This is a genomic window from Herbaspirillum sp. NPDC101396 (assembly GCF_044767365.1).
Taxonomy (GTDB): domain Bacteria; phylum Pseudomonadota; class Gammaproteobacteria; order Burkholderiales; family Burkholderiaceae_D; genus Herbaspirillum.
In genome coordinates, this window is sequence record NZ_JBIWNT010000006.1 from 375,930 (window position 1) to 398,410 (window position 22,481).

The following is a 22,481-nucleotide window of genomic DNA, read 5'->3' on the forward strand; positions in this document are numbered from 1 at the left end:
GCCGCCGGCGGCGTTTTCATAGCGCGGCGTTATTTGGTTACTCGTTAATAATTGTTGGGTCGTGACGTCACTGACGTTATAGTGGACGTCCTGAATTTTGTTACCAAGGAGACTGACATGACACTACGTTTGGGCGACACCGCGCCGGATTTCGAGCAAGATTCCTCTATCGGCAAAATCAAGTTCCACGAATGGGCAGGCGACTCCTGGGTGGTCCTGTTCTCGCATCCGGCCGACTTCACGCCGGTCTGCACCACTGAACTCGGCCTGACCGCCAAGCTGAAACCTGAATTCGACAAGCGCAACGTCAAGGCCATCGCCCTGTCGGTCGACGGCGCCGAAGCGCACACCCAATGGATCAAGGACATCGAAGACACGCAGAAGACCGTGGTCGGTTTCCCTATCGTCGCCGACGTCGACAAGAAAGTCGCCGGCCTGTACGACATGATCCATCCGAACCAGTCCGAAACCGCGACCGTGCGTTCGCTGTTCGTCATCGATCCGAAGAAGAAGGTGCGCCTGATCATCACTTACCCGATGAGCACCGGCCGCAACTTCGACGAAGTGCTGCGCGTGCTGGATGCGCTGCAACTGACCGACGGCTACACCGTCGCGACACCGGGCAACTGGAAAGACGGCGACGACGTCATCATCCCGTTGTCGGTCAAGGATGAAGAAGTGATCAAGCAAAAGTATCCGAAGGGCTACACTTCACCGCGTCCTTACCTGCGCATCACGCCGCAGCCGAACAAGTAAGCAGGTTCGGAAAATATCGAAAGCGCTCCCTTCGCGGGGCGCTTTTTTTACGCCTCTTCCTTCGGCGTCTCGCTGAATTCGTCGATGAACAGCTGCGCCACCGACGAACGCATGCTGCCGTGGCGCGTCACCAATTGATACGGCTCGCTGCGCGAATGCAGCGGCAGCGGCAGGATCGTGGTCATGCCGAAGCGCGTGCAGAACTGCGCCACGTCGACCGACATCAGCGCCACGAACGATGGATTTCTTTGCAATAGCGACAAGGTGGTGAAGGCCGAGGTGGTTTCCAGCAGATGCAGTGGAAAGCGCAGGTTGGCCTCGTGGAATTCGCGCTCCAGCAGCAGCCGCATCGGCATGTTGGCCGAATACACCACCCAGCGCGAATCCGCCAGGTCGGTCAGCTGCAGTGTCTCGCGCCCCGCCAGCGGGTGGTGGATGTTGGCCACCACCGCCAGTTTCTCGTTATGGATGTCGATGCTGTCGTACAGATGCGGCTGCTGGCTGATGCTGGTGCGGCAGATCGCCATGTCCAGCCGGCCCTGGTCGAGCAGGCGCAACAGCCGCGCGCTGGTGTCTTCGACGATTTCCACCGACAGCGCCGGGCGCTTTTCCAGCAGCCGCGTCAGGGCGTCGGTCAGCAGCGGCACCGCGCCCATGATGACGCCCAGCGCCAGCCGGCCGCCATGGCCCTGCAGGATGCCGATCATGTCTTCGCGCAGGTGCGCCAGGTCGGTCTGGATCAGGCGCGCGTAGCGGATCACGCAATGGCCGAGGTCGGTGGCTTCCAGGCCGCGGTTGGTGCGCACGAACAGTTGCGCACCCAGGGTGGTTTCGATCTCCTGCAAGGCCTTGCTGGCGCCTGGTTGCGTCAGTGCGACCTGTTCCGCCGCCTTGAGCAGCGAACCGTGGTCGGCCAGTGCAATCAGCAGGCGCAGCTGTTTCAGATGCAGGCGGGAAGTGATGGAGCTCAGCGAGGGGATTTCTTGCATTATGGATATGAGTGTTGGTTATAGCTGTATCAGCAGCTCTCATTAGGCAAAGCCTGCCGATTGGCATACAGTTTTGCCTCTAAAGCTTGAATCGCTCAGGGAAACCGCCTGATGCGCCGTGTTGTTGAAGCTGCCGGCTCCGCAACACGCTGCAAGTATATCTATAACTTTAAGGCTATGTACGATGGCATTGATTAACTACATTACCCAAGTCCAGTTCGACTTCGGCGCACTCGCGCTGCTGCAGCAGGAATGCGACCGCATCGGCATCCGCAAGCCGCTGATCGTCACCGACATGGGCATTCGCAATGCCGGCATCCTCGACAAGGTGGTCGCCCAGCTGAAAGACGGCGCCCAGGTCGCGGTGTTCGACCAGACCCCGCCGAACCCGAATGAAACTGCCGTGCGCGCTGCGGTCAAACTGTTCCGCGACGGTGCCTGTGATGGCATCATCGCCGTCGGCGGCGGTTCCTCGATCGACCTCGCCAAGGGCGTGGCTGTCTGCGGCACACACGAAGGCACGCTCAAATCGTTTGCACTGATCGAAGGCGGTCTCGCCAACATCACCGCCAAGACCGCGCCCGTGATCGCCATCCCGACCACCGCCGGCACCGGCAGCGAAGTCGGCCGCGGCGCCATCCTGATCCTCGACGACGGCCGCAAGGTCGGCGTGCTGTCGCCATACCTGGTGCCGCGCCTGGCGATCTGCGACCCCGAACTGACGCTGAATCTGCCGGCCATGATGACCGCCGCCACCGGCATGGACGCCATCGCCCACTGTCTGGAAACCTTCATGGCGCCGTCCTTCAACCCACCGGCCGACGGCATTGCGCTGGACGGCCTGTGGCGCGCCTGGGCGCACATCGAACGCGCCACCAAGGAACCGCACGACCGCGAAGCGCGCCTGAACATGATGAGCGCATCGATGCAAGGCGCCATGGCCTTCCAGAAGGGCCTTGGCTGCGTGCACAGCCTGAGCCACTCGCTGGGCGGCATCAATCCGCGCCTGCACCACGGTACCCTGAACGCCATCTTCCTGCCGGCCATCATCGAATTCAACAAGGATTCGGAATCGGTCATCAAGGAAAAGAAACTGGCGCGCATCGCGCACGCCATGGGACTGGCGAACGAAGCCGACATCGGCCCCGCGATCAAGGACATGAGCAAGCGCCTCGGCTTGCCGACCGGCCTGGCCGAACTCGGCGTGACCGAAGACATGTATCCGAAGATCATCAAGGGCGCACTGGCTGACCACAGCCACAAAACCAATCCGCGCGTGGCGTCGGAAGACGACTACGCTCGTATGCTCACCCAATCGATGTAACAGGAGAACGATAAAAATGACTCTGCTCGGACATAACTATATCGGCGGCGGACGCAGCGGCGAAGGCGACGTCAAGTTGCTCAGCATCGCAGCGGCGACCGGCGAGGCACACGCCGTCCCATTCCTGACCGCGACCGAAGCCGAAGTCAGCGCTGCGGTCGACGCCGCCAGCACGGCTTATCCCGCTTATCGCGCCTTGTCGGCCGAAGCGCGCGCCAAATTCCTTGATGCCATCGCGGAAGAAATCGACGCCCTCGGCGACGACTTCATCGCGGAAGTTTCGCGTGAAACCGCCTTGCCTGCAGGTCGCCTGCAAGGCGAGCGCAGCCGCACCAGCAACCAGATGCGTTTGTTCGCCAAGGTCCTGCGCCGCGGCGATTTCTACGGTGCCCGCATCGATACGGCGCTGCCGCAACGTCAGCCGCTGCCGCGTCCCGACCTGCGTCAATACCGCATCGGCGTCGGTCCGGTGGCCGTGTTCGGCGCCAGCAATTTCCCATTGGCGTTCTCGGTGGCCGGCGGCGACACTGCCGCTGCACTGGCGGCCGGTTGCCCGGTCGTGTTCAAGGCGCACAGCGGCCATCTGATCACCTCCGAACTGGTGGCTGACGCCATTGAGCGCGCAGTCAAGCGCAGCGGCGTGCCGGCCGGCACCTTCAACATGATTTACGGCGATCGCGTCGGCGCGCAACTGGTCAAGAGCGCCGGTATCCAGGCGGTCGGTTTCACCGGTTCGCTGCGCGGCGGCCGTGCACTGTGCGACATGGCGGCGGCGCGTCCGCAACCGATCCCGGTGTTCGCCGAAATGTCGAGCATCAACCCGATCATCGTGTTGCCGCAAGCATTGGCCACACGCGGCGACGCGATCGCCCGCGACCTGATCGGCTCGGTCGTAGTCGGCGTCGGTCAGCTGTGCACCAGCCCGGGCCTCGTGCTCGGCGTGCGTTCGCCGGAACTGACCAAGTTCATCGAACAACTGCGCGAAGCGACACTCGCACAATCGCCCCAGACCATGCTCAACAGCGCCGGTCTGAAGACCTACGGCGGCGGTGTGGAACGCCTGAGCAAAGTCCCCGGCGTAGTCGTTCTTGCCGCCGGCGGCAGCAGCGCTACCCAGGCTGTGCCGCATCTGTTCAAGGCGGAAGCGTCGGTGCTGTTCACCAAGGAAGCGCCGCTGGAAGAGGAAGTCTTCGGCCCCGCGACCGTGATCGTCGAACTGGAAAGCCGCGAGCAACTGATCGATTTCGCCCGCAACATGCACGGTCAGCTGACCGCGACCTTGCAGGCGCAACCGGAAGACCTGCGCGCTCACCAGGACCTGATCGCGCTGCTGGAACAAAAGGCCGGCCGTCTGCTGGTCAACGGCTTCCCGACCGGCGTCGAAGTGAGCGATGCGATGGTGCATGGTGGTCCGTATCCGGCCACTTCCGACGCGCGCGGCACCTCGGTGGGCACGCTGGCGATCGACCGCTTCCTGCGTCCGATCTGCTACCAGAACTATCCGGACGAGTTGTTGCCGGCTGCACTGCAAAACGCCAATCCGCTCGGCCTGCTGCGTCTGGTCGACAGCGAGCCGACCAAGGCGGTGGTGAACGATCCGCGTACTGCACAATAATTTGAATTGAACAGGGAGGCGGCGCGCAATTCCAGGTTGCGCGCCGCGGCAGGACCATAACAACAGAGGAGACGGGTTTGAAAAAATTTCTGAAAATGGCGGCAATGTCCGCCGCGATGTGCGCTGCGTTCAGCGGTAACGCCAATGCAGCCGGCGACACCATCAAGATCGGTTTCATCACCGACTTGTCCGGTACCTACGCCGACATGGACGGCCAGGGCGGCATCGAAGCGATCAAAATGGCGATCGCCGATGCAGGCGGCACCATCAACGGCAAGAAGGTTGAATTCGTTTTTGCCGATCACCAGAACAAGGCCGACATCGCCGCCAACAAGGCGCGCGAATGGTTTGACCGCGACGGCGTCGACATGCTGGTCGGTGGCGTGAACTCCGCAGCCAGCCTGGCCATGGGCAAAGTGGCCGGAGAAAAGAAAAAGGTCTTCATCTCGGTCGGCGCCGGCACCACGCGCCAGACCAATGAAGAATGCAATGCCTACACCGTCCAGTACGCCTACGACACCACGGCATTGGCGCGCGGCACCGGCGCTGCCATCACCAAGCAAGGCGGCAAGTCGTGGTACTTCGTGACGGCCGATTACGCCTTCGGCACCTCGCTTGAAAAAGATACCAGCGATGTGGTCAAGGCCGGCGGCGGCACCGTCGTCGGCCAGGTGCGCGCTCCATTGGCGACGTCCGACTTCTCGTCCTTCCTGCTGCAGGCGCAATCGTCCAAGGCGCAGATCCTGGGTCTCGCGGTTGCCGGCGGCGACGTCATCAACGCCATCAAGGCAGCCAATGAATTCGGCGTGAACAAGACCATGAAGCTGGCCGGCCTGCTGATCTTCATCACCGACACGCATTCGCTGGGCCTGCAAGTCACGCAAGGCATGTACCTGACCGACGGCTGGTACTGGGACATGAACGACCAGGCGCGCGCATGGGGCAATCGCTACTTCGGCAAGATGAAAAAGATGCCGACCATGTTCCAGGCCGGCGACGCCTCCGCTGTGGGCCAATACCTGAAGGCAGTCAAGGCAGTCGGCAGCACAGATGCCGACAAGGTCATGGACTACCTGCGCAAGAACAAGATCAACGACTTCTTCACCTCCAACGGCGTGGTCCGTCCGGACGGCCGCATGGTGCATGACATGTACCTGATGGAAGTGAAAAAGCCGTCCGAATCCAAGCGCCCATGGGATTACTACAAGCTGGTGCAGACGATTCCCGGCGACCAGGCGTACATGACCAAGGCGGAGTCGAAGTGCTCGCTGTGGAAGTAACCAGAAGCCTGGCAAAGACAGATTTGAAGCAGTAACGTTTCTGAGCAGAAGTCGGCGCAAGCCGATGCATTTCAGCGCATCTCGACTCACGTCGGGGTGCGCTTTTTTTATGCGGCGTTCAGCTTGGTGGAGTCGTCCTGCGCGCGCCAACAGTCGCGCGTCGGTGTGTCGCAAATCCATGCAAGGGAGAATGCGGCGTCGCGCTGAGGGCGACGCCGGCGGGATTGCTTCTGCAGCCTTATTTCTTCAGGTAGCGCGCGATGTCGCGTGCGAAATACGTCAGCACGCCGTCGGCGCCGGCGCGCTTGAAGGCCATCATCGCTTCCATCATGGCCTTGTCGTGATCGAGCCAGCCGTTCTGCGCTGCCGCCTTGATCATCGCGTATTCGCCGCTGACTTGGTAGGCGAAGGTCGGCACCTTGAATTCATCCTTCACGCGACGCACGATGTCCAGGTACGGCATGCCGGGTTTGACCATGACCATGTCGGCGCCTTCCTGCAGGTCCAGCGCCACCTCGCGCAAGGCTTCGTCGCTGTTGGCGGGATCCATCTGGTAGGTGCTCTTGCTGCCCTTGCCGAGATTGGCGGCCGAGCCGACCGCATCGCGGAACGGACCGTAGAAGGCCGACGCGTATTTGGCCGAGTAGGCCATGATGCGGGTGTAGATGAATTGCTCCGCTTCCAGCGCGTCGCGCACCGCGCCGATACGGCCGTCCATCATGTCCGACGGCGCCACGATATCGACACCGGCCCGGGCCTGCGCCAAGGCCTGGCGCACCAGCAGTGCGGTGGTTTCGTCGTTGAGCACGTAGCCGTTGTCATCCATCACGCCGTCCTGACCATGGCTGGTGTACGGATCGAGCGCGACGTCGGTGAGGATGCCAAGTTCAGGGAAGCGCTGCTTGAGCGCCGCCACCGCGCGCGGCACCAGGCCGTCGGGATTGATGGCTTCGATACCGTCGGGCGTTTTCAGCGCGACGTCGATGACCGGGAACAGCGCCAGCACCGGAATCCCGAGCGCGACCGTCTCTTCGGCCACGTGCAGCAACTGGTCAATCGACAGGCGTTCAACGCCGGGCAGGGAGCCGACCGGCGTACGCAGGTTCTGGCCTTCCTGGATGAAGACCGGATAGATCAGGTCGGCGGGCGTGATGACGTTTTCCTGCATCATGGCGCGCGAAAACGCATCCTTGCGCATGCGGCGCATGCGGATGGCGGGGAACTGGGCGGAGGTGGAAGTCGATGACATAGTAAGTGCTCGCTAAACCGCAAGGAAAGGCTGCCACGGACAGATGGCTGGCGGTATCTGCCAGCCTTCGCGGCACGATGTTGCCGGCCTTTTAACTGCGGACAAATTTAAACAATTTCAATTAAAAAATAGTCAAAAGACGATAATTAAAAAATCGATTCGTCCTCTGAAACTTTTCTCCCGGGAGGGGTTCTGACGCATAGGCAATGTATGTTGCCTCCCGCTTCCCCTTCCCTCCCTGAGCGGGGCTCATCGTGCAAACGATAGGCGTTTGCCCTGGAAAGGTTTCCCCCCTTCCAGGGCATTTTTATTTGCGGTATTGATTCGCTGTCAATTCGCTGCTAATTCTCTTCATTGCCGATATCGTCGGGCGCATTCGATGCATCCCATTCGGTATCTTCATCATTCGACAATCCCGCCAGTTCCAGAATCTTGTCGTTGGCCTCTTCGAGGCCGGTGCGCTTGAGTGCGGAAAACAATTGCGCCGTGAATGGAAACGGCTGGCCGTTCGCATCGACGTAGCTGGACAAAAAGGTATGCGCCTGCCGCAATGCATTGGTCGCATCGTTGCGGTTGAGCTTGTCGGCTTTGCTGAGGATGCAATGCAGCGGCTTGCCGGTGGGCGCAAACCATTCCACCATCTGGATGTCCAGGTCTGTGAAAGGCCGGCGCGAGTCGACGATCATCACCAGCGCAGCGAGTTGGTCGCGGCGGCGCACGTAGTCGCCCAGCAGTTCCTGCCAGTGCAGCTTGGCCGACCCGGACACTTGGGCGTAGCCATAACCGGGCAAGTCGACCAGCAGCGCGCGGATTTCATCCACTTTTGTCTCATCTTTGCGATGCTGCGCGACATGCGCGCCGCCGATCGAGAAATAGTTGATATGCTGTGTGCGTCCTGGCGTTTTTGATGCAAAAGCCAACTTTTTTTGATTGCACAGTACGTTGATGGCCGTGGATTTGCCGGCATTGGAGCGGCCGGCAAAGGCGATCTCCGGCACCTGAGTATTTGGCAAATCACGGAGATGATTCACCGTGGTGAAGAAGCGGGCTTGCCAAAGTTGGGACATAGTAGGAGGAAAATGCATTGAAAGTGGGCAAAAATGCCGAAAAGCTATTGTACAATAAGGGGTTGTCTCTTGTTGTGTTGTACTGGGGGAAACACTTTTCGGATGTGCACTTTCAAACGTGCCTGAAAAGTTAGGGAAAGAGGAATCGCGTCGCCAACCTGGCAATTTATTATCACAATCAAGTCTCAGGGTGTTTGAATGAATCGTGCCTTTTCGCCGTTGTTGAAATCCTTGTTCATTGCAATGCTGGCGGTATCTTCCGCAGCGTTTGCAGCCGAAGAAAAAAAACCCGAGCCCGTCGCCAAGGTTGATCCGGCCAAAGGCGAAACGCTCTATACCAACGGCGACGCGGCGCGCAACATCACCGCCTGCGTTTCCTGTCATGGTGCCGCGGGTAATTCGACCATTACCGCCAATCCGCGCCTGGCGGGCCAGCATACTGCCTACATCGTCAAGCAATTGACCGATTTCCGCAGCGCCGGCCGCAGCAACCCCATCATGTCGCCGCTGGCCAAGGCCTTGTCGGATGAAGACGTGAAGAACATCGCCGCCTACCTCAATGCCCAGGCACCGAAGCCGGGCGCCGCCAAGAGCAAGGACACCCTTGACCTCGGCAAGCAGATCTGGCGCGGCGGCATCGCCTCCAAGAACGTTCCGGCCTGCGCCGGCTGCCATAGCCCGAACGGCGCCGGCATCCCTGCACAGTATCCGCGTCTGGCTGGCCAGCATCAGGATTACACGGCAACCGAATTGACGGCATTCCGCGGCGGCGCGCGCAGCAACAGCCCGCAGATGACGACCATCGCGGATCGCCTGTCGGACAAGGAAATCAAGGCTGTGGCAGACTACATCGCCGGCCTGAAGTAAAGAATCCGCTTTAAAGAGTCCGTTGTAAAAAATCCGATGTAAAAATTCGGTCGCAACAAATTGGAGGGGGTGGCTGCGAAGCCGCCCCCTTTGCATTTCCGCCCTGTCAGGCAAACTCAACCCGGCAGGCGAGGCAGCCGCTGAGAATTGCACCGCAAAAAACAGCACCGCAAGCAGCATCGAGCATCGATAAAGGTAGCACTTATGACAGGCAGTACCGCAGGCATCCAATTGAAGACCCGCCAACGCTGGGTCGCCGAAATCGTCGAGCTGTTTTCCTCCATGCGCTTTGCCATCAGCCTGCTGACGCTGATCGCGGTCGCCTCCATTATCGGCACCGTGCTGCAGCAGAACCAGCCGATGCCTAACTACGTCAACCAGTTCGGGCCGTTCTGGTTCGAGGTGTTCGGCAAGCTCGGGCTGTACGCCGTGTACTCGGCCTGGTGGTTCCTGATGATCATGGGGTTCCTGGTGCTGTCGACCTCGCTGTGCATCGCGCGCAACGGTCCCAAGATGCTCAAGGACATCGGCAGCTGGCGTGAAAACGTGCGCGAGCAATCGCTGCGCAATTTCCACCACAAGGCCGAATGGACCGCCGCCACGCCGGTGGCCGGGCTGGCGCAGCAACTGGCGCAGCGCATCGGTGCCAACGGCTACAAGGTCAAGCTGGTGGAAAAAGACGGGGCTACGCTGATCGCCGCCAAGAAGGGTGCGGCCAACAAATGGGGCTACATCTTCGCGCACTCGGCCATCGTCATCATCTGTCTCGGCGGCTTGCTCGACTCCGACCTGCCGATCCGCTTCCAGCAATGGTTCTACGACAAGACGCCGTTCGCCGGCAACGGCGTGATTTCGCAGATTCCGGCCGAGCACCGGCTGGGCCTGGGCAATCCGACCTTCCGCGGCAACACGCTGATCCCTGAAGGCGCCAGCAGCAGCACCGCCATCATCCCGCAGCAGAATGGCGTGATGATCCAGGACCTGCCGTTCACGATCCAGTTGAAACGCTTCGTCATCGACTACTACTCGACCGGCATGCCGAAGCTGTTCGCGAGCGACGTGATCGTGCGCGACAACGCCACCGGCAAGGATTTCGCGGCCACCATCAAGGTCAATGAACCGCTGATCTACAACGGCATTGCGGTGTACCAGTCGAGCTTCGAGGACGGCGGCAGCAAGCTGCGCCTGACCGGTCACGCCATGACCGGCGCCGACGACAAGCGCTTCGAGATCGCCGGTGAAGTCAACGGCAGCACCCCCTTGTCGGCGGCCAAGGACAATGAGTACACGGTGGAGTGGAGCGGTTTCCGTCCCTTCAACGTGGAAAACATGAACAACAGCGGCAATGGCGGCAACGGCGCCAGCGGTGGCGATGTCCGCAGCGTCAACAAGGGTGTGAACAAATCGTTCGCCGAAGGCCTCGACAAGCACCTCGGCTCGGGCGCCAAGAACGCCAACAGCAAGGACCTCAAGAACGTCGGCCCGAGCGTGCAATACAAATTGCGCGACAAGACCGGCCAGGCGCGCGAGTTCCTGAACTACATGCAGCCGGTGCAGGTCGACGGCGCCTATGTCTTCCTGGCGGGCGTACGCGACATGCCGGACGAGCAATTCCGCTACCTGCGCATCCCGGCCGACGACGAAGACAGCGTCGACGAGTGGATGCGCCTGCGCGCCGCGCTGGCCAACCCGGCGTTGCGCACGGAAGCCGCCGCACGCTATGCGCGCCAGGCCATGAAAGGCGATGGCGCCAACGCCCAGCAGTTGCGCGACCAGGTGCAGCAGTCGGCCTTGCGCGGTCTGAGCATTTTTGCCGGCGACGGTAAGGAGTCGGGTTACATCGCGGTGTCGCGCTTCATCGAGAAGATTCCCGCCGCCGAGCAGGAAAAGGCCGCCGACATCTTCATGAAGATCCTCAACGGCAGCATGTGGGAGTTATGGCAGGTCGCGCGCGAGAAGGCCGGCCTCAAAGCCATGGGCACTGACGAGAAGCATGCACGCTTCCTGCAACTGGCGATCAACGCGATGGCCGATGCCGGCTTCTACCATGCGCCGGTGTACCTCAAGCTGAGCGGTTTCGACGAGATCAAGGCTTCGGTGTTCCAGGTCACGCGTTCGCCGGGCAAGAAAGTGGTCTACCTGGGCTGCCTGTTCCTGGTGCTGGGCGTGTTCTCGATGCTGTACATCCGCGAACGTCGCCTGTGGGTCTGGATCCGCCCGCAAGACGACGGCGGATCGCATTCGCTGATGGCCATGAGCACCCAGCGCAAGACGATGGATTTCGACAAGGAATTCGAATTACTGAAGGCGAAGCTGACGCAAACGGCGTAAGCTAGCGTCGGACATAATATAGGCATGGGCGTTTAACGCTTATGCCCGCAACGACATATCTCCCCCACGCCAGACGGGTAGGATGTCGGAGGGCCTGATGCCGCGACGATGCGCGGCGGCCCCAGGATTGAACTGGAGATCGTAATGGAATTGAGCCAAACCCACGCCTATTCGCAGGATATCGGCTTTTTCAAGCGCCTCAGCGTGCTTGACTGGATTTACGCGGCTGCGCTGGTGGCGGCGTCGCTGTTTGCGCTGAGCCGCTACGGCGGCCACATGGATTACTACGAAAAGGCCGTGCTGCTGCTGGCGGCGCCAACCTTCGCCTGGCTCGGCTGGCACTGGAAATCGGTGCGCTGGCTGATGGCGGTGCTGGCGGTGCTGGCGTTGTCGGCGATCGCCATGTACGGCGGCGCGCTGGAGATGGCCGACAAGAAATTCTTCCTCAAATACCTGCTCTCGAGCCAGTCGGCCATCCTGTGGATGAGCGCGCTGTTCGTGTTGTCCACGCTGTTCTACTGGGTCGGCCTGGTGGCGCGTTCCGGCACGGGCGCCGCACTCGGCTCCAAGCTGTGCTGGGCGGCAGTGGTGCTGGGCTTCACCGGCATGCTGGTGCGCTGGTACGAGTCCTACCTGATCGGCCCGGACATCGGTCACATCCCGATTTCCAACCTGTATGAAGTGTTCATCCTGTTCTGCATGATCACGGCGCTGTTCTACCTGTATTACGAAGATCGCTACGCCACCCGCCAGCTTGGCGCCTTCGTGCTGCTGGTGATTACGGCGGCGGTCGGTTTCCTGCTGTGGTACACGGTCTCGCGCGACGCCGCCGAGATCCAGCCGCTGGTGCCGGCGCTGCAAAGCTGGTGGATGAAGATCCACGTGCCGGCCAACTTCATCGGCTACGGCACCTTCGCGCTGGCGGCGATGGTGGCGGTGGCCTACCTGCTCAAGTCCAAGGGCTATCTGGAAGATCGCCTGCCGTCTCTGGAAGTGCTCGACGACGTCATGTACAAGGCCATCGCGGTCGGCTTCGCCTTCTTCACCATCGCCACCATCCTCGGCGCGCTGTGGGCGGCCGAAGCCTGGGGCGGCTACTGGTCGTGGGACCCGAAGGAAACCTGGGCGCTGATCGTCTGGCTCAACTATGCGGCATGGCTGCACATGCGCCTGATGAAGGGCCTGCGCGGCCAGGTTGCGGCCTGGTGGGCGCTGGTGGGTCTGCTGGTCACGACCTTCGCCTTCCTCGGCGTGAACATGTTCCTGTCCGGTCTGCATTCTTACGGCGAACTGTAGGCGAACCATGCTATGAGCAAAGCACTGCCCGGCATTGACCTGATCCTGTTCGACTGCGACGGCACCCTGGTCGACAGCGAAATCGTCGCCGCCGATGCCTGGGTCGAGCACAGCGCACGCTTCGGCGTCAGCATCACCGCGGTCGAAGCGCTGGAGAAATTCAAGGGCGTCAACATGGCCGACTGCGTGGCCGAGATCGAACGCCTCGCCGGCAGCCCCTTGCCGGCCAGCTTCGTGACCGAACTGCGCGATCTCATGGCGATCATGTTCCGCGCCCGCCTGCAACCGATCGCCGGCGCGCTGGAACTGGTGCAGTCGCTGGCCGTATCGTTCTGCCTGGCCTCCAATGCGCCGCGTGAAAAGATCGAGCTGTGCCTGCGCGTGACCGGCATGCTGCCGTATTTTGAAGGGCGCATTTACAGCGCCTACGACGTCCAGAAATGGAAGCCCGATCCGGCCCTCTTCCTGCATGCCGCAGCCGCCATGGGCGTGGCGCCGGCGCGCTGCGCCGTGGTCGAGGACAGCCTCCCGGGAGTCAAGGCCGGCCTGGCGGCAGGCATGACGGTGTTTGCGCTGCAGTCGGAAGACCATGTGCTGACCTTGCCCGACGGCGTGCACGTGATCCGCGAACTGGCGGAGTTGCCGGGCCGCCTGGCGCCGGTCGTCCATCCTTCCTGAGATTCTCCTGAGCTCGGCCGCTGCCGGCACAATCAAATCGGCGAACTTCTGTAAGATGGTGCGGATCAACGCGACCAACGGTCGTCAATGACCGTCACAGGAGATTCCATGTTCATCAAGCGCCAGATCCGCAACATCGACGTCCCGCTGTCTTCCGAGATCACGCCGCGCGCGCTGTTCGAGTCGCGCCGCGGTTTCATGCGCCACGTCGCGGTCGGTTCCATCGCCGGCGGCGCCTTGCTGGAAACCCTGACGCAACCCGCGCTGGCGCAGACGCCGGGCGCGCAAAAGCTGGCCGCCAAGGCCAATTCCGCCTACGTCGTGATGGACAAGCAGACCAGCTTCAAGGACGCCAGCACCTACAACAACTTCTATGAATTCGGCACCGACAAGGGCGATCCCGCGCAAAACGCCGGCACGCTGAAGACACGGCCTTGGACCATCGCCATCGAAGGCGAGGTGAAGAAGCCGCTGACGCTCGACATCGACGCGCTGCTCAAGCTGGCGCCGCTGGAAGAGCGCATCTACCGCCTGCGCTGTGTCGAGGGCTGGTCGATGGTGATTCCGTGGATCGGCTATTCGCTGTCCGAACTGATCAAGAAGGCCGAGCCCACCGGCAACGCCAAATACATCGAATTCGTCACCCTTGACGACAAGAAACAAATGCCCGGCGTCTACGAGCGCGTGCTGCAATGGCCATACACCGAAGGCCTGCGCCTGGATGAGGCCAATCATCCGCTGACGCTGCTGACGGTGGGCATGTACGGCGAAGTGCTGCCGAACCAGAACGGCGCGCCGGTGCGCGTGGTGGTGCCGTGGAAATACGGTTTCAAGTCGGCCAAGTCCATCGTCAAAATCCGCTTCCTCAAGGAACAGCCCAAGACTGCCTGGAACGTCTCGGCGCCGCAGGAATACGGCTTCTATTCCAACGTCAATCCCAACGTCGATCACCCGCGCTGGTCGCAGGCCTCGGAGCGCCGTATCGGCGAAGACGGCTTCCTGTCCCGCAAGCGCAAAACGCTGATGTTCAACGGCTATAGCGAAGTCGCGCCGCTCTATGCGGGCATGGACCTGAAGAAATTCTTTTGAGCGCGCCCATGAATGCACTGCGTAACCTCAAGCCGCGCCAGGTCGGCATCCTCAAGGGCGTGCTGTTCGTGTTGGCGCTGTTGCCGTTCGTGCGGCTGATCGCCTTCGGCTTCCTCGACCGGCTCGGCGCCAATCCGATCGAATTCATCACGCGCAACACCGGCGACTGGACCCTGTATTTCCTGTGCATCACGCTGGCGGTCACGCCGCTGCGGCGCCTGACCGGCTGGAACTGGCTGATCCGGCTGCGCCGCATGCTGGGGCTGTTTTCGTTCTTTTACGTCGTGCTGCACTTCATGACGTTTTTCTGGTTCGACCATTTCTTCGATGTGGAAGAGATGTGGCGCGACGTCCTCAAGCGGCCGTTCATCACGGTCGGCTTCATCGCCTTCGTGCTACTGATCCCGCTGGCGGCCACCAGCACCAACGCCATGGTGCGCCGGCTGGGCGCCAAACGCTGGCTGTGGCTGCACCGGCTGATGTACATGATCTTGCCACTGGGCATCTTGCACTTCTGGTGGATGAAGGCGGGCAAGAACCTGCTGGCGCAGCCGATACTTTTTGCAACAATTGTTACGATTCTGCTGCTACTGCGTATGTTCTTCAAATACCAATCGAGAAAAACGCCGTAAAGCCTTGTAAAGACTGAAATTTTCAATTTGCTGCGCCGCCGCAAACATGGCGGCGTTTTGTTTTTTCTTGCTACTCCCTGACAAAAATTCGGATTTTGCGTATTCCAAATCGAATTTGGTGCGTTAGTTGACTTACAGCGCGCCAAAAACGCGCAACTGCGATGGCGCCGCAAGGTGTTGATCGTCGCAGAACGCCACGAACGGGAACGTCATCAGACGTGTAAGGACAGGGTCATGCAAGCAATCGAACGCAATATCGCAGTCAAGAATGCCAAGAACGGCGTCGCTCATCACCAGCAATATGTGCTTGCGGCCAAGGAAGGCCGTTTCAGCAAGGCAGGAAAATCGTTTCGCGCGAAAGAGCGCGAAGACGATTGCTCGGTCTACGACAAGCTGCCGAAGCAGATCGACGACATCGTCGAGGGCGAGTCGCCCAAGCGTTTCAAGCGCCCCAAAATGGAGAGCGATATCGTCGCACGCTAAGTTTTCAGCGTCGCAGCAGCGGGACTGAGCGCCAGGCGCCAGTCCCGTTTTTCATCGGCCCGTGGTTTTGCCCGGCGTCAATTTTCAGTTGTTCAGTTCTCTTCGCGCGGATCGCGCGACAGCAGCTGCGCCACCATTTCCTGTACCGAAACCCCATCGAACAAGGCCCCGGCCACCGCATTGGTGATCGGCATGTCGATGTCCAGCTCCTGCGCCAGCGAGCGCACCGCCTGCGCGCAGCGCACGCCCTCGGCGACATGGCCAAGCTCGGTCACGATGGCGTCGAGCTTCTTGCCCTGCGCCAGGCCGAGGCCGACACGGCGATTGCGCGACAGGTCGCCGGTGCAGGTCAGGATCAAATCGCCGACGCCGGACAGGCCCATGAAGGTTTCGGCGCGGCCGCCCAGCGCGATGCCGAGCCTGCTGATTTCCGCCAGCCCGCGTGTGATCAATGCCGCGCGCGCATTTAACCCCAATTGCAGGCCGTCGGCCGCGCCGGTGGCGATGGCCAGGATGTTCTTCACGGCGCCGCCGATTTCCACGCCGATCAGATCGTCGCTTGAATACACGCGCAGGTTGCCGCCGTGCACCGCGCCGACCACGCGTTCGCACAGGGCCTTGTCGTGGCTGGCGATGGTCAGGGCGCAGGGCAGGCCGCGCGCCACTTCCTGGGCGAAGGACGGGCCCGACAGTGCGCCGGCCGGGATCTTGTCGCCCAACACTTCGCGCACGATCTGATGCGGCAGCAGGCGGGTTTGTTCTTCCAGGCCCTTGCACAGCCAGACGATGTTGGGGATCGGATGCGCGCGCAAGGTCTCGGCCAAAGCTCGCAGGCCGGATACCGACGAGGCGACGATCAGCAGGCTGTCCTGGCTGGAAGTGACGTGGTCGACCGCATGGGTGAAGTCGGCGGTCACGACAAGCGACTCCGGCAGATGGAAGCCGCGCAGATAGGCCATGTTTTCGCGTTGCAGGGAAGCTTCCTGCATGGCCTGGCCGTTGCGGCCCCACAGCACGACCTGATGGCGCTGCGCCAGCACGATGGCCAGCGCCGTGCCCCAGGCGCCGGCGCCGAGTATGGAAATATTCATGAAGATTCGCTTGTAGAGGCCGGAAAGGGGTGAGTATGCGCCCGCTGGTCCGGCTTAGTCGCCCCAGACCTCGGACGCCTTGACGAAGCCGCTCTGGCCGTCGCGATGCCTGACCTTGACCCAGCCGCCGGATACCGGGGTCGCGTCCGTCAATTCCAGCAGCACGTTCTTGTCGGCGCTGAAGACGGTGGCGCTGTTGTCATCGGCTGCCGCATGAATCTTGGCATTGGCGACATTGACCACGACGTTGCGCTTGGTCGCCAGCGATTTGGACATGACCCACGACAGCGTGCCGGCCGCATCGCGCACCTTGCTCCACTCGCCGTAGGTCAGCACCACTTCGACCGGCATGCCGCGCGGCGCCACGAAGACGCGCCGGCCTTTTTCGGAAGGAGCGTCATACAGCACGGCCGGCGCTGCACCGACCGACTTGAAGTCGAGCGCATAAGCGGGTACTGCTGCAGCCGAACCGAGGATCAGAGCGGAAAGGACGAGAGGGGAAAATTTCATGGACTTGCTCCGCTGAAGAGGTTGAGGCCGTGCGTGGCGCGGATGGTCGCGGTGCGCGGCATCGGATAGCAGGATACGACGAGGGTGAGACGTTGGTAAGGCGCCGACCGCTGCGCGCTCCGCGCGGAGCGGAGCAGCGTGCGGCGGATGGAGCGAGATCAGTTGACCGTGGTCGTGCCGGTGACCAGCGTGCCGTCGGTCTGTTGTTCGGCCAGCGCCTGCAGGCGTTGCTGGTAGAACACTTCGAAATTGATTTCGGCCAGGTGGATCGGCGGGAAGCCGGCGCGGGTGATCACATCGGCGATGTTGGCGCGCAGGTAAGGATAGATGATGTTCGGGCAACCGATGCCCAGCAGCGGATCCAGTTGCTCGGCAGGAATGTTGCGCACTTCGAAGATGCCGGCTTGCTTGCCTTCGACCAGGAACGCGACCTTGTCCTTGACCTTGGCGGTCACGGTGATGGTGACGGTGGATTCGAAGATGCCGTCGGCCAGCGCTTCGGCGCCGACGTCAACTGCCACTTCAATCGCTGGCGCGTCCTGTTCCAGGAAGATCGCCGGGGAGTTCGGTTGCTCCAGCGACAGGTCCTTGAGGTAGACGCGCTGGATCTGGAATACGGGTTGCTGTTCAGCTTGTTGGTTCTCTTCCGCCATGGAATGCTCTCGTTTCAGGTTGGATTAATACGGATGGTAAAAATGCGAATGGATCAGTTCGGAACGGATCAGCCCTGCAGCAGCGGATCAAGACCGCCGGCGCGGTCCAGCGCGCTGAGGTCGTCGAAACCGCCGACGTGGGTGTCGCCGATGTAGATTTGCGGCACCGTGCGGCGGCCGGTCTTCTCCATCATGATGTCCTTCTGCTGCGGATCGAGGTCGATGCGGATCTTTTCGATGTCCTCGACGCCCTTGCTCTTGAGCAGGCGCTCGGCCATCATGCAATACGGGCACACGCCGGTGCTGTACATGAGGACGCGCGCTGTCATTTTGCCGCCTTCTGGCTGGCGGTCGGCAGGCCTTGCGCCTGCCAGGCCGCGATGCCGCCGGTCAGGCCGTGCACTTCGGTGAAGCCGGCCTTCTTGAGGATGCCTTCAGCCTTGGCTGTTTGCGTGCCGGACTGGCACACCACGATGACGTTCTTGCCCTTGAACTTGTCGAGTTCGGCGATACGTTGCGACAGGTCCTTGAGCGGGATGTTGCGGGCGTCGCGCAGGTGGGCGGCGTTGAATTGCTCCACGTCGCGCACGTCCAGGACCAGGGTCTTGCCGGTGTTGATCAGTTGGGTGGCTTGCAGCAACGTCAGCTTGCTGCCGCGCTGTTGCAGGAAGGGAACGAGCAGCGCGCCACCGGAAATGATGACCAGGCCGATCAGGAAAATATTGTCTACGATGAATTTCACGGGATCTCAATGGGTTTACTGAATCCTGGCATTATAAAATAGAAGCTGACACGCTATTTGATTCTTCCTTTGCTATTTTCTGATCGCTTCCCGTTTCTTCTTATTTCTCACGAATCCACACTATGTACAAAATCGTTTTCATGCGCCACGGCGAGTCAACCTGGAACCTCGCCAACCGTTTCACCGGCTGGGTTGACGTCGATCTGACCGAAAAAGGCGTGGCCGAAGCGAAGCAGGCCGGCAAGCTGCTGAAAGAAGCCGGTTTCACCTTCGACCTGGCTTACACTTCGGTGTTGAAGCGCGCCATCCGCACGCTGTGGACCACGCTCGACGAAATGGACCTGATGTATCTGCCGGTGCAGCACGACTGGCGTCTTAACGAACGCCACTACGGCGCGCTGCAAGGCCTGAACAAGGCGGAAACCGCCGCCCAGTACGGCGATGAACAGGTACTGGTCTGGCGCCGCAGCTACGACACGCCGCCACTGCCGCTGGAGCCGAGCGATCCGCGCGCGTCCTACAACGACCCGCGCTACGCCAGCCTCAAGCGTGAAGACATTCCGCTGACCGAATGCCTCAAGGACACCGTGGCGCGCGTGCTGCCGGCCTGGAACGACACCATTGCACCGGCCATCCGCGCCGGCAAGAAGATCATCATCTCGGCTCACGGCAACAGCCTGCGCGCACTGATCAAGTACCTCGACGGCATCAGCGACAACGACATCGTCGGCCTCAACATCCCCAACGGCCAGCCGCTGGTGTATGAATTGGATGCCGACCTCAAGCCGATCAAGAGTTACTATCTGGGCGACCAGTCGGCCATCGACGCGGCGCTCAAGGCCGTGGCAAACCAAGGGAAATCGAAATAACTAAGCTTTTTTGCATGACTGAAGGATTGCGGCGCTGGCGCGCCGGCAGACCGGCGGTTCTCGGCGCTGCGGCATTGGCCGCAGCGTTGTGTTTGCCGTCGCCGGTCGCCGCCCAGGTCACCGAGCGCGCCAAGCAAAAGCAGGCGGCCGAGAAAGAGCGCGCCGACCTGCAGCAAAAGCTGGCCAACCTCAAGCGCGACATTGACAAGACCGAGACCGCCAAGGGCAACGCCGCCGATGCGTTGGCCGAGTCGGAGCAGGCGATTTCCAAGGCCAATCGCTCGCTGCGCGAACTGAGCCAGGAGCAGGCCGGCACCGAGGCTAAGCTCAACGTGCTGGTAAAGCAGCAGGCCGACCTGTCCGGCGTGGTCAACAGTCAACAGGCGCAATTGTCCAAACTGCTGCGTGACCAGTACGTGGCCGGCAACGAGGATCGCATCAAGCTGCTGCTGTCGGGCGACAATCCCAATCGCATCAACCGCGAGCTGCAATACATGGGCTACGTGTCGCAGGCGCAGGCGAAACTGATCGAAACGCTGCGCGTGAACCTGCAGGCCATCAAGGACAACAAGGCCGCGACCCAGAACGCCAAGTTCGAACTGGAAGAAATCGCCCAGGAAGAGAACGAGCAAAAGAAACTGCTGGAGAAGGAAAAGGCCAAGCGCGGCACGCTGCTGGCGCAACTGTCGACCAAGCTGAACTCGCAGCGCAAGGAAGTCGGCAACCTGCAGCGCGACGAGCAGCGCCTGTCCGGCCTGGTCGACAAGCTGGCGCAACTGATCGAAGACCAGAAGAAGGCTGAAGCCGCGGCGCGCGAAAAGCGCCGCCAGGAACAATTGGCCAAAGCGAAGGCCGAACACGAACGGCGTGCGGCTGCTGCAGCTCAGCAAGCCAAGGCCGCGCCGGGAACCAAGGCCAGGCCGGCGCCGTCGGACACCATTGACGACGATGAAGCGCCGCAATCGCTGGGCCGCAACGAAGCCACGCCGTCGCCGGAAGAAAATTTTGGTAAACCTTTCGCCAGCCTGCGTGGCCAGCTGCGCCTGCCGATACGCGGCGACCTGATCGCCAAGTTCGGCGGCAAGCGCGGCGACGGACCGAGCTGGAAAGGCTTGTTCATCCGGGCGCCGGAAGGCACGGAAGTCAAGGCTGTGGCGGCCGGGCGGGTAGTGTATGCGGACTGGCTGCGCGGTTTCGGCAATCTGCTGATCGTCGACCACGGCAACCAGTACATGACCATTTATGGCAATAATCAGTCCGTTCTGAAGCGGGCAGGGGATCTCGTCAAAACCGGGGATGTCATCGCCAGCGCAGGCAATAGCGGCGGCAATGAGCAATCGGGTTTATACTTTGAAATGCGGCATCAGGGCCGTGCTTTCGACCCACTGGGCTGGGTAACTACTAGGTGAAAAATGGGCAGCAAACTCAAGAACGTTGGACTTATCAGTTTGGGCATGATTGCGGGTGTAGCGGCTTCGATGCAATTCGACGCCATCGCGCAAAAAAATGCGACGGCGCCGTTGCCGTTGGAAGAGTTGCGGCAACTGACCGACGTGTTCGGTCTGATCAAGTCCGATTACGTTGAGCCGGTAGAAGACAAGAAGCTGCTCACCGAAGCAATTTCCGGCATGGTCGCCTCGCTCGACCCGCATTCCGCCTACCTTGACAAGAAGGCCTACAAGGAGCTGCGCGAAGGCACCATGGGCAAGTTCGTCGGCCTCGGCATTGAAGTCGGCATGGAAGACGGCTACGTCAAGGTGATCTCGCCGATCGAAGATTCGCCGGCCTACCGCGCCGGCATCAAGGCGGGCGACCTGATTACCCGTCTCGATTCGACGCCGGTCAAGGGCCTCACGCTCGATGAAGCCGTCAAGAAGATGCGCGGCGAACCGAACACCAAGATCACGCTGACCATCGCCCGCAAGGACGAGGACAAGCCGATCATCCTGAGCATCACCCGCCAGGAAATCCGCGTGCAAAGCGTCAAGTCGAAAGTGGTCGAACCCGGCTACGCCTGGTTGCGCGTGACGCAATTCCAGGAACCGACGGTCGACGACATGGCCAAGAAGATTCTGGCGATCTACGCCCAGGAGCCGAACCTCAAGGGCCTGGTGCTCGACCTGCGCAACGATCCGGGCGGCGTACTGCCGGGTGCGATCGGCGTGTCGGCCACCTTCCTGCCGAAGGATGCCGTGGTGGTGACCACCAACGGTCAACTGCCGAGCTCCAAGTCGAGCTTCCTGGCCAAGCGCGAGTTCTACGCCGCCAACCCGCTCAACGACCCGTTGTCCAAACTGCCTGACGCGATCAAGAAGGTGCCGCTGGTGGTGCTGATCAACTCCGGTTCCGCTTCGGCCTCCGAAATCGTCGCCGGCGCACTGCAGGACTACAAGCGCGCCACCATCATGGGCACGCAGTCGTTCGGCAAGGGCTCGGTGCAGTCGGTGATCTCGCTGCCGCCGGACAAGCTGACCGCGGTCAAGCTGACCACGGCGCGCTACTACACGCCGAACGGCCGCTCAATCCAGGCGCGCGGCATCGTGCCGGACATCATGGTGGATGAATACGCCGACGGCGATGGCCTCAACGGCCTGCGCCTGCGCGAAGCCGACCTGACCAAGCACCTGACCAACGACAAGGACAAGGACGCCAAGGAAGTGAAGGCCTCCACGGTTGACGAGAAGGAAGAAGAACGCCTGATCGCGCTGGAAAAGAAGCGCAAGCCGCTGGAATTCGGCAGCAAGGAAGACTTCCAGCTGGCGCAGGCGCTCAACCACCTGAAGGGCCAGCCGGTCCAGGTGTCCAAGGTCAAGCCTGAAATCCGCGACGAGTCCAGCAAGGACGACAAGCCGGTCAAGGACATCCGCAAGGACAACAAGGCGCCGCCGGAAAAGATTGAAAAGGCTCCAGCAGAAAAGATCGAAAAGAAGTAAAAGAAGCAAAGCAAGGAATTGCGTTAC

The 22,481-nt window shown here is 61.3% G+C and carries 22 protein-coding genes; 14 read left to right on the forward strand and 8 right to left on the reverse strand.

What is annotated here, in order from left to right; translation table 11 throughout:
* The first annotated feature begins 117 nt into the window (after positions 1-117).
* Positions 118-756 (forward strand): peroxiredoxin, encoded by a 639-nt coding sequence (locus tag ACIROY_RS21785; RefSeq protein ID WP_402344157.1) that lies wholly within the window; start codon positions 118-120, stop codon positions 754-756.
* Between the two features lie 47 nt (positions 757-803).
* Here the strand turns inward: ACIROY_RS21785 and ACIROY_RS21790 are convergent, their stop codons facing one another.
* Positions 804-1,745 carry a LysR substrate-binding domain-containing protein gene (locus ACIROY_RS21790; protein WP_402277751.1) on the reverse strand — a complete coding sequence of 314 codons (942 nt, stop codon included), beginning with the start codon at positions 1,743-1,745 and terminating at the stop codon, positions 804-806.
* A 184-nt stretch (positions 1,746-1,929) separates the two neighbouring features.
* Here ACIROY_RS21790 and ACIROY_RS21795 point away from each other — a divergent pair, with 184 nt between their 5' ends.
* From ACIROY_RS21795 to ACIROY_RS21805, 3 genes are all read left to right on the forward strand, one after another.
* Positions 1,930-3,069, forward strand: coding sequence for an iron-containing alcohol dehydrogenase (locus ACIROY_RS21795; RefSeq protein ID WP_402344160.1), 1,140 nt, complete (start codon positions 1,930-1,932; stop codon positions 3,067-3,069).
* A gap of 16 nt (positions 3,070-3,085) precedes the next feature.
* Positions 3,086-4,684 (forward strand): aldehyde dehydrogenase (NADP(+)), encoded by a 1,599-nt coding sequence (locus ACIROY_RS21800; RefSeq protein ID WP_402344163.1) that lies wholly within the window; start codon positions 3,086-3,088, stop codon positions 4,682-4,684.
* Between the two features lie 95 nt (positions 4,685-4,779).
* Positions 4,780-5,964, forward strand: a complete 1,185-nt coding sequence (locus ACIROY_RS21805) for an ABC transporter substrate-binding protein (RefSeq protein WP_402344209.1) — start codon at positions 4,780-4,782, stop codon at positions 5,962-5,964.
* Between the two features lie 238 nt (positions 5,965-6,202).
* Here the strand turns inward: ACIROY_RS21805 and hemB are convergent, their stop codons facing one another.
* Positions 6,203-7,213: a porphobilinogen synthase gene (hemB, locus tag ACIROY_RS21810; RefSeq protein ID WP_402277748.1), complete on the reverse strand. Its 1,011-nt coding sequence runs from the start codon at positions 7,211-7,213 to the stop codon at positions 6,203-6,205.
* 341 nt (positions 7,214-7,554) lie between these two features.
* Entirely contained in the window at positions 7,555-8,280 is a 726-nt protein-coding gene (gene yihA, locus ACIROY_RS21815) for a ribosome biogenesis GTP-binding protein YihA/YsxC (RefSeq protein WP_402278041.1), read from the reverse strand.
* Positions 8,281-8,478: 198 nt separating this feature from the next.
* On the opposite strand from yihA, the gene ACIROY_RS21820 reads away from it, so the two are divergent.
* The 7 genes from ACIROY_RS21820 (at position 8,479) to ACIROY_RS21850 (ending at position 15,656) form a co-directional block, all read left to right on the forward strand.
* Positions 8,479-9,147, forward strand: a complete 669-nt coding sequence (locus tag ACIROY_RS21820) for a c-type cytochrome (protein ID WP_402344166.1) — start codon at positions 8,479-8,481, stop codon at positions 9,145-9,147.
* Positions 9,148-9,351: 204 nt separating this feature from the next.
* Positions 9,352-11,478 (forward strand): cytochrome c biogenesis protein ResB, encoded by a 2,127-nt coding sequence (locus ACIROY_RS21825; protein WP_402344169.1) that lies wholly within the window; start codon positions 9,352-9,354, stop codon positions 11,476-11,478.
* A gap of 144 nt (positions 11,479-11,622) precedes the next feature.
* On the forward strand, positions 11,623-12,774 hold the full coding sequence (gene ccsB, locus ACIROY_RS21830; RefSeq protein ID WP_116436351.1) for a c-type cytochrome biogenesis protein CcsB: 1,152 nt from the start codon (positions 11,623-11,625) through the stop codon (positions 12,772-12,774).
* Between the two features lie 12 nt (positions 12,775-12,786).
* Positions 12,787-13,452, forward strand: a complete 666-nt coding sequence (locus tag ACIROY_RS21835; protein ID WP_402277744.1) for an HAD-IA family hydrolase — start codon at positions 12,787-12,789, stop codon at positions 13,450-13,452.
* A gap of 108 nt (positions 13,453-13,560) precedes the next feature.
* The gene (gene msrP, locus ACIROY_RS21840) at positions 13,561-14,541 is read left to right on the forward strand and encodes a protein-methionine-sulfoxide reductase catalytic subunit MsrP (RefSeq protein WP_402344172.1); all 981 of its coding nucleotides are present in this window, start codon (positions 13,561-13,563) and stop codon (positions 14,539-14,541) included.
* 8 nt (positions 14,542-14,549) lie between these two features.
* Positions 14,550-15,173: a sulfite oxidase heme-binding subunit YedZ gene (locus tag ACIROY_RS21845; RefSeq protein ID WP_402344175.1), complete on the forward strand. Its 624-nt coding sequence runs from the start codon at positions 14,550-14,552 to the stop codon at positions 15,171-15,173.
* 234 nt (positions 15,174-15,407) lie between these two features.
* Entirely contained in the window at positions 15,408-15,656 is a 249-nt protein-coding gene (locus ACIROY_RS21850) for a hypothetical protein (protein ID WP_402344177.1), read from the forward strand.
* A gap of 92 nt (positions 15,657-15,748) precedes the next feature.
* Here ACIROY_RS21850 and ACIROY_RS21855 read toward each other — a convergent pair whose 3' ends face one another.
* The 5 genes from ACIROY_RS21855 to ACIROY_RS21875 form a co-directional block, all read right to left on the reverse strand.
* Positions 15,749-16,747, reverse strand: a complete 999-nt coding sequence (locus ACIROY_RS21855) for an NAD(P)H-dependent glycerol-3-phosphate dehydrogenase (protein ID WP_402344180.1) — start codon at positions 16,745-16,747, stop codon at positions 15,749-15,751.
* A gap of 54 nt (positions 16,748-16,801) precedes the next feature.
* The gene (locus ACIROY_RS21860) at positions 16,802-17,257 is read right to left on the reverse strand and encodes an SH3 domain-containing protein (RefSeq protein WP_402277738.1); all 456 of its coding nucleotides are present in this window, start codon (positions 17,255-17,257) and stop codon (positions 16,802-16,804) included.
* Positions 17,258-17,415: 158 nt separating this feature from the next.
* Positions 17,416-17,910, reverse strand: a complete 495-nt coding sequence (gene secB / locus ACIROY_RS21865; protein WP_402277736.1) for a protein-export chaperone SecB — start codon at positions 17,908-17,910, stop codon at positions 17,416-17,418.
* Between the two features lie 68 nt (positions 17,911-17,978).
* On the reverse strand, positions 17,979-18,239 hold the full coding sequence (gene grxC / locus ACIROY_RS21870; RefSeq protein WP_016835992.1) for a glutaredoxin 3: 261 nt from the start codon (positions 18,237-18,239) through the stop codon (positions 17,979-17,981).
* A complete protein-coding gene (locus tag ACIROY_RS21875) occupies positions 18,236-18,652 on the reverse strand; it encodes a rhodanese-like domain-containing protein (RefSeq protein WP_402277734.1) in 417 nt (138 codons plus the stop codon). The genes grxC and ACIROY_RS21875 overlap by 4 nt, the downstream gene beginning before the upstream one ends.
* Before the next feature lie 122 nt (positions 18,653-18,774).
* Between ACIROY_RS21875 and gpmA the strand changes: the two genes are divergently transcribed.
* The 3 genes from gpmA to ACIROY_RS21890 are packed head-to-tail and all read left to right on the forward strand — an operon-like array spanning position 18,775 to position 22,454.
* The gene (gene gpmA / locus ACIROY_RS21880) at positions 18,775-19,521 is read left to right on the forward strand and encodes a 2,3-diphosphoglycerate-dependent phosphoglycerate mutase (RefSeq protein WP_402344182.1); all 747 of its coding nucleotides are present in this window, start codon (positions 18,775-18,777) and stop codon (positions 19,519-19,521) included.
* 14 nt (positions 19,522-19,535) lie between these two features.
* On the forward strand, positions 19,536-20,930 hold the full coding sequence (locus ACIROY_RS21885) for a murein hydrolase activator EnvC family protein (RefSeq protein ID WP_402344185.1): 1,395 nt from the start codon (positions 19,536-19,538) through the stop codon (positions 20,928-20,930).
* A gap of 3 nt (positions 20,931-20,933) precedes the next feature.
* On the forward strand, positions 20,934-22,454 hold the full coding sequence (locus tag ACIROY_RS21890; RefSeq protein ID WP_116436361.1) for a S41 family peptidase: 1,521 nt from the start codon (positions 20,934-20,936) through the stop codon (positions 22,452-22,454).
* The last annotated feature ends 27 nt before the right edge of the window (positions 22,455-22,481 follow it).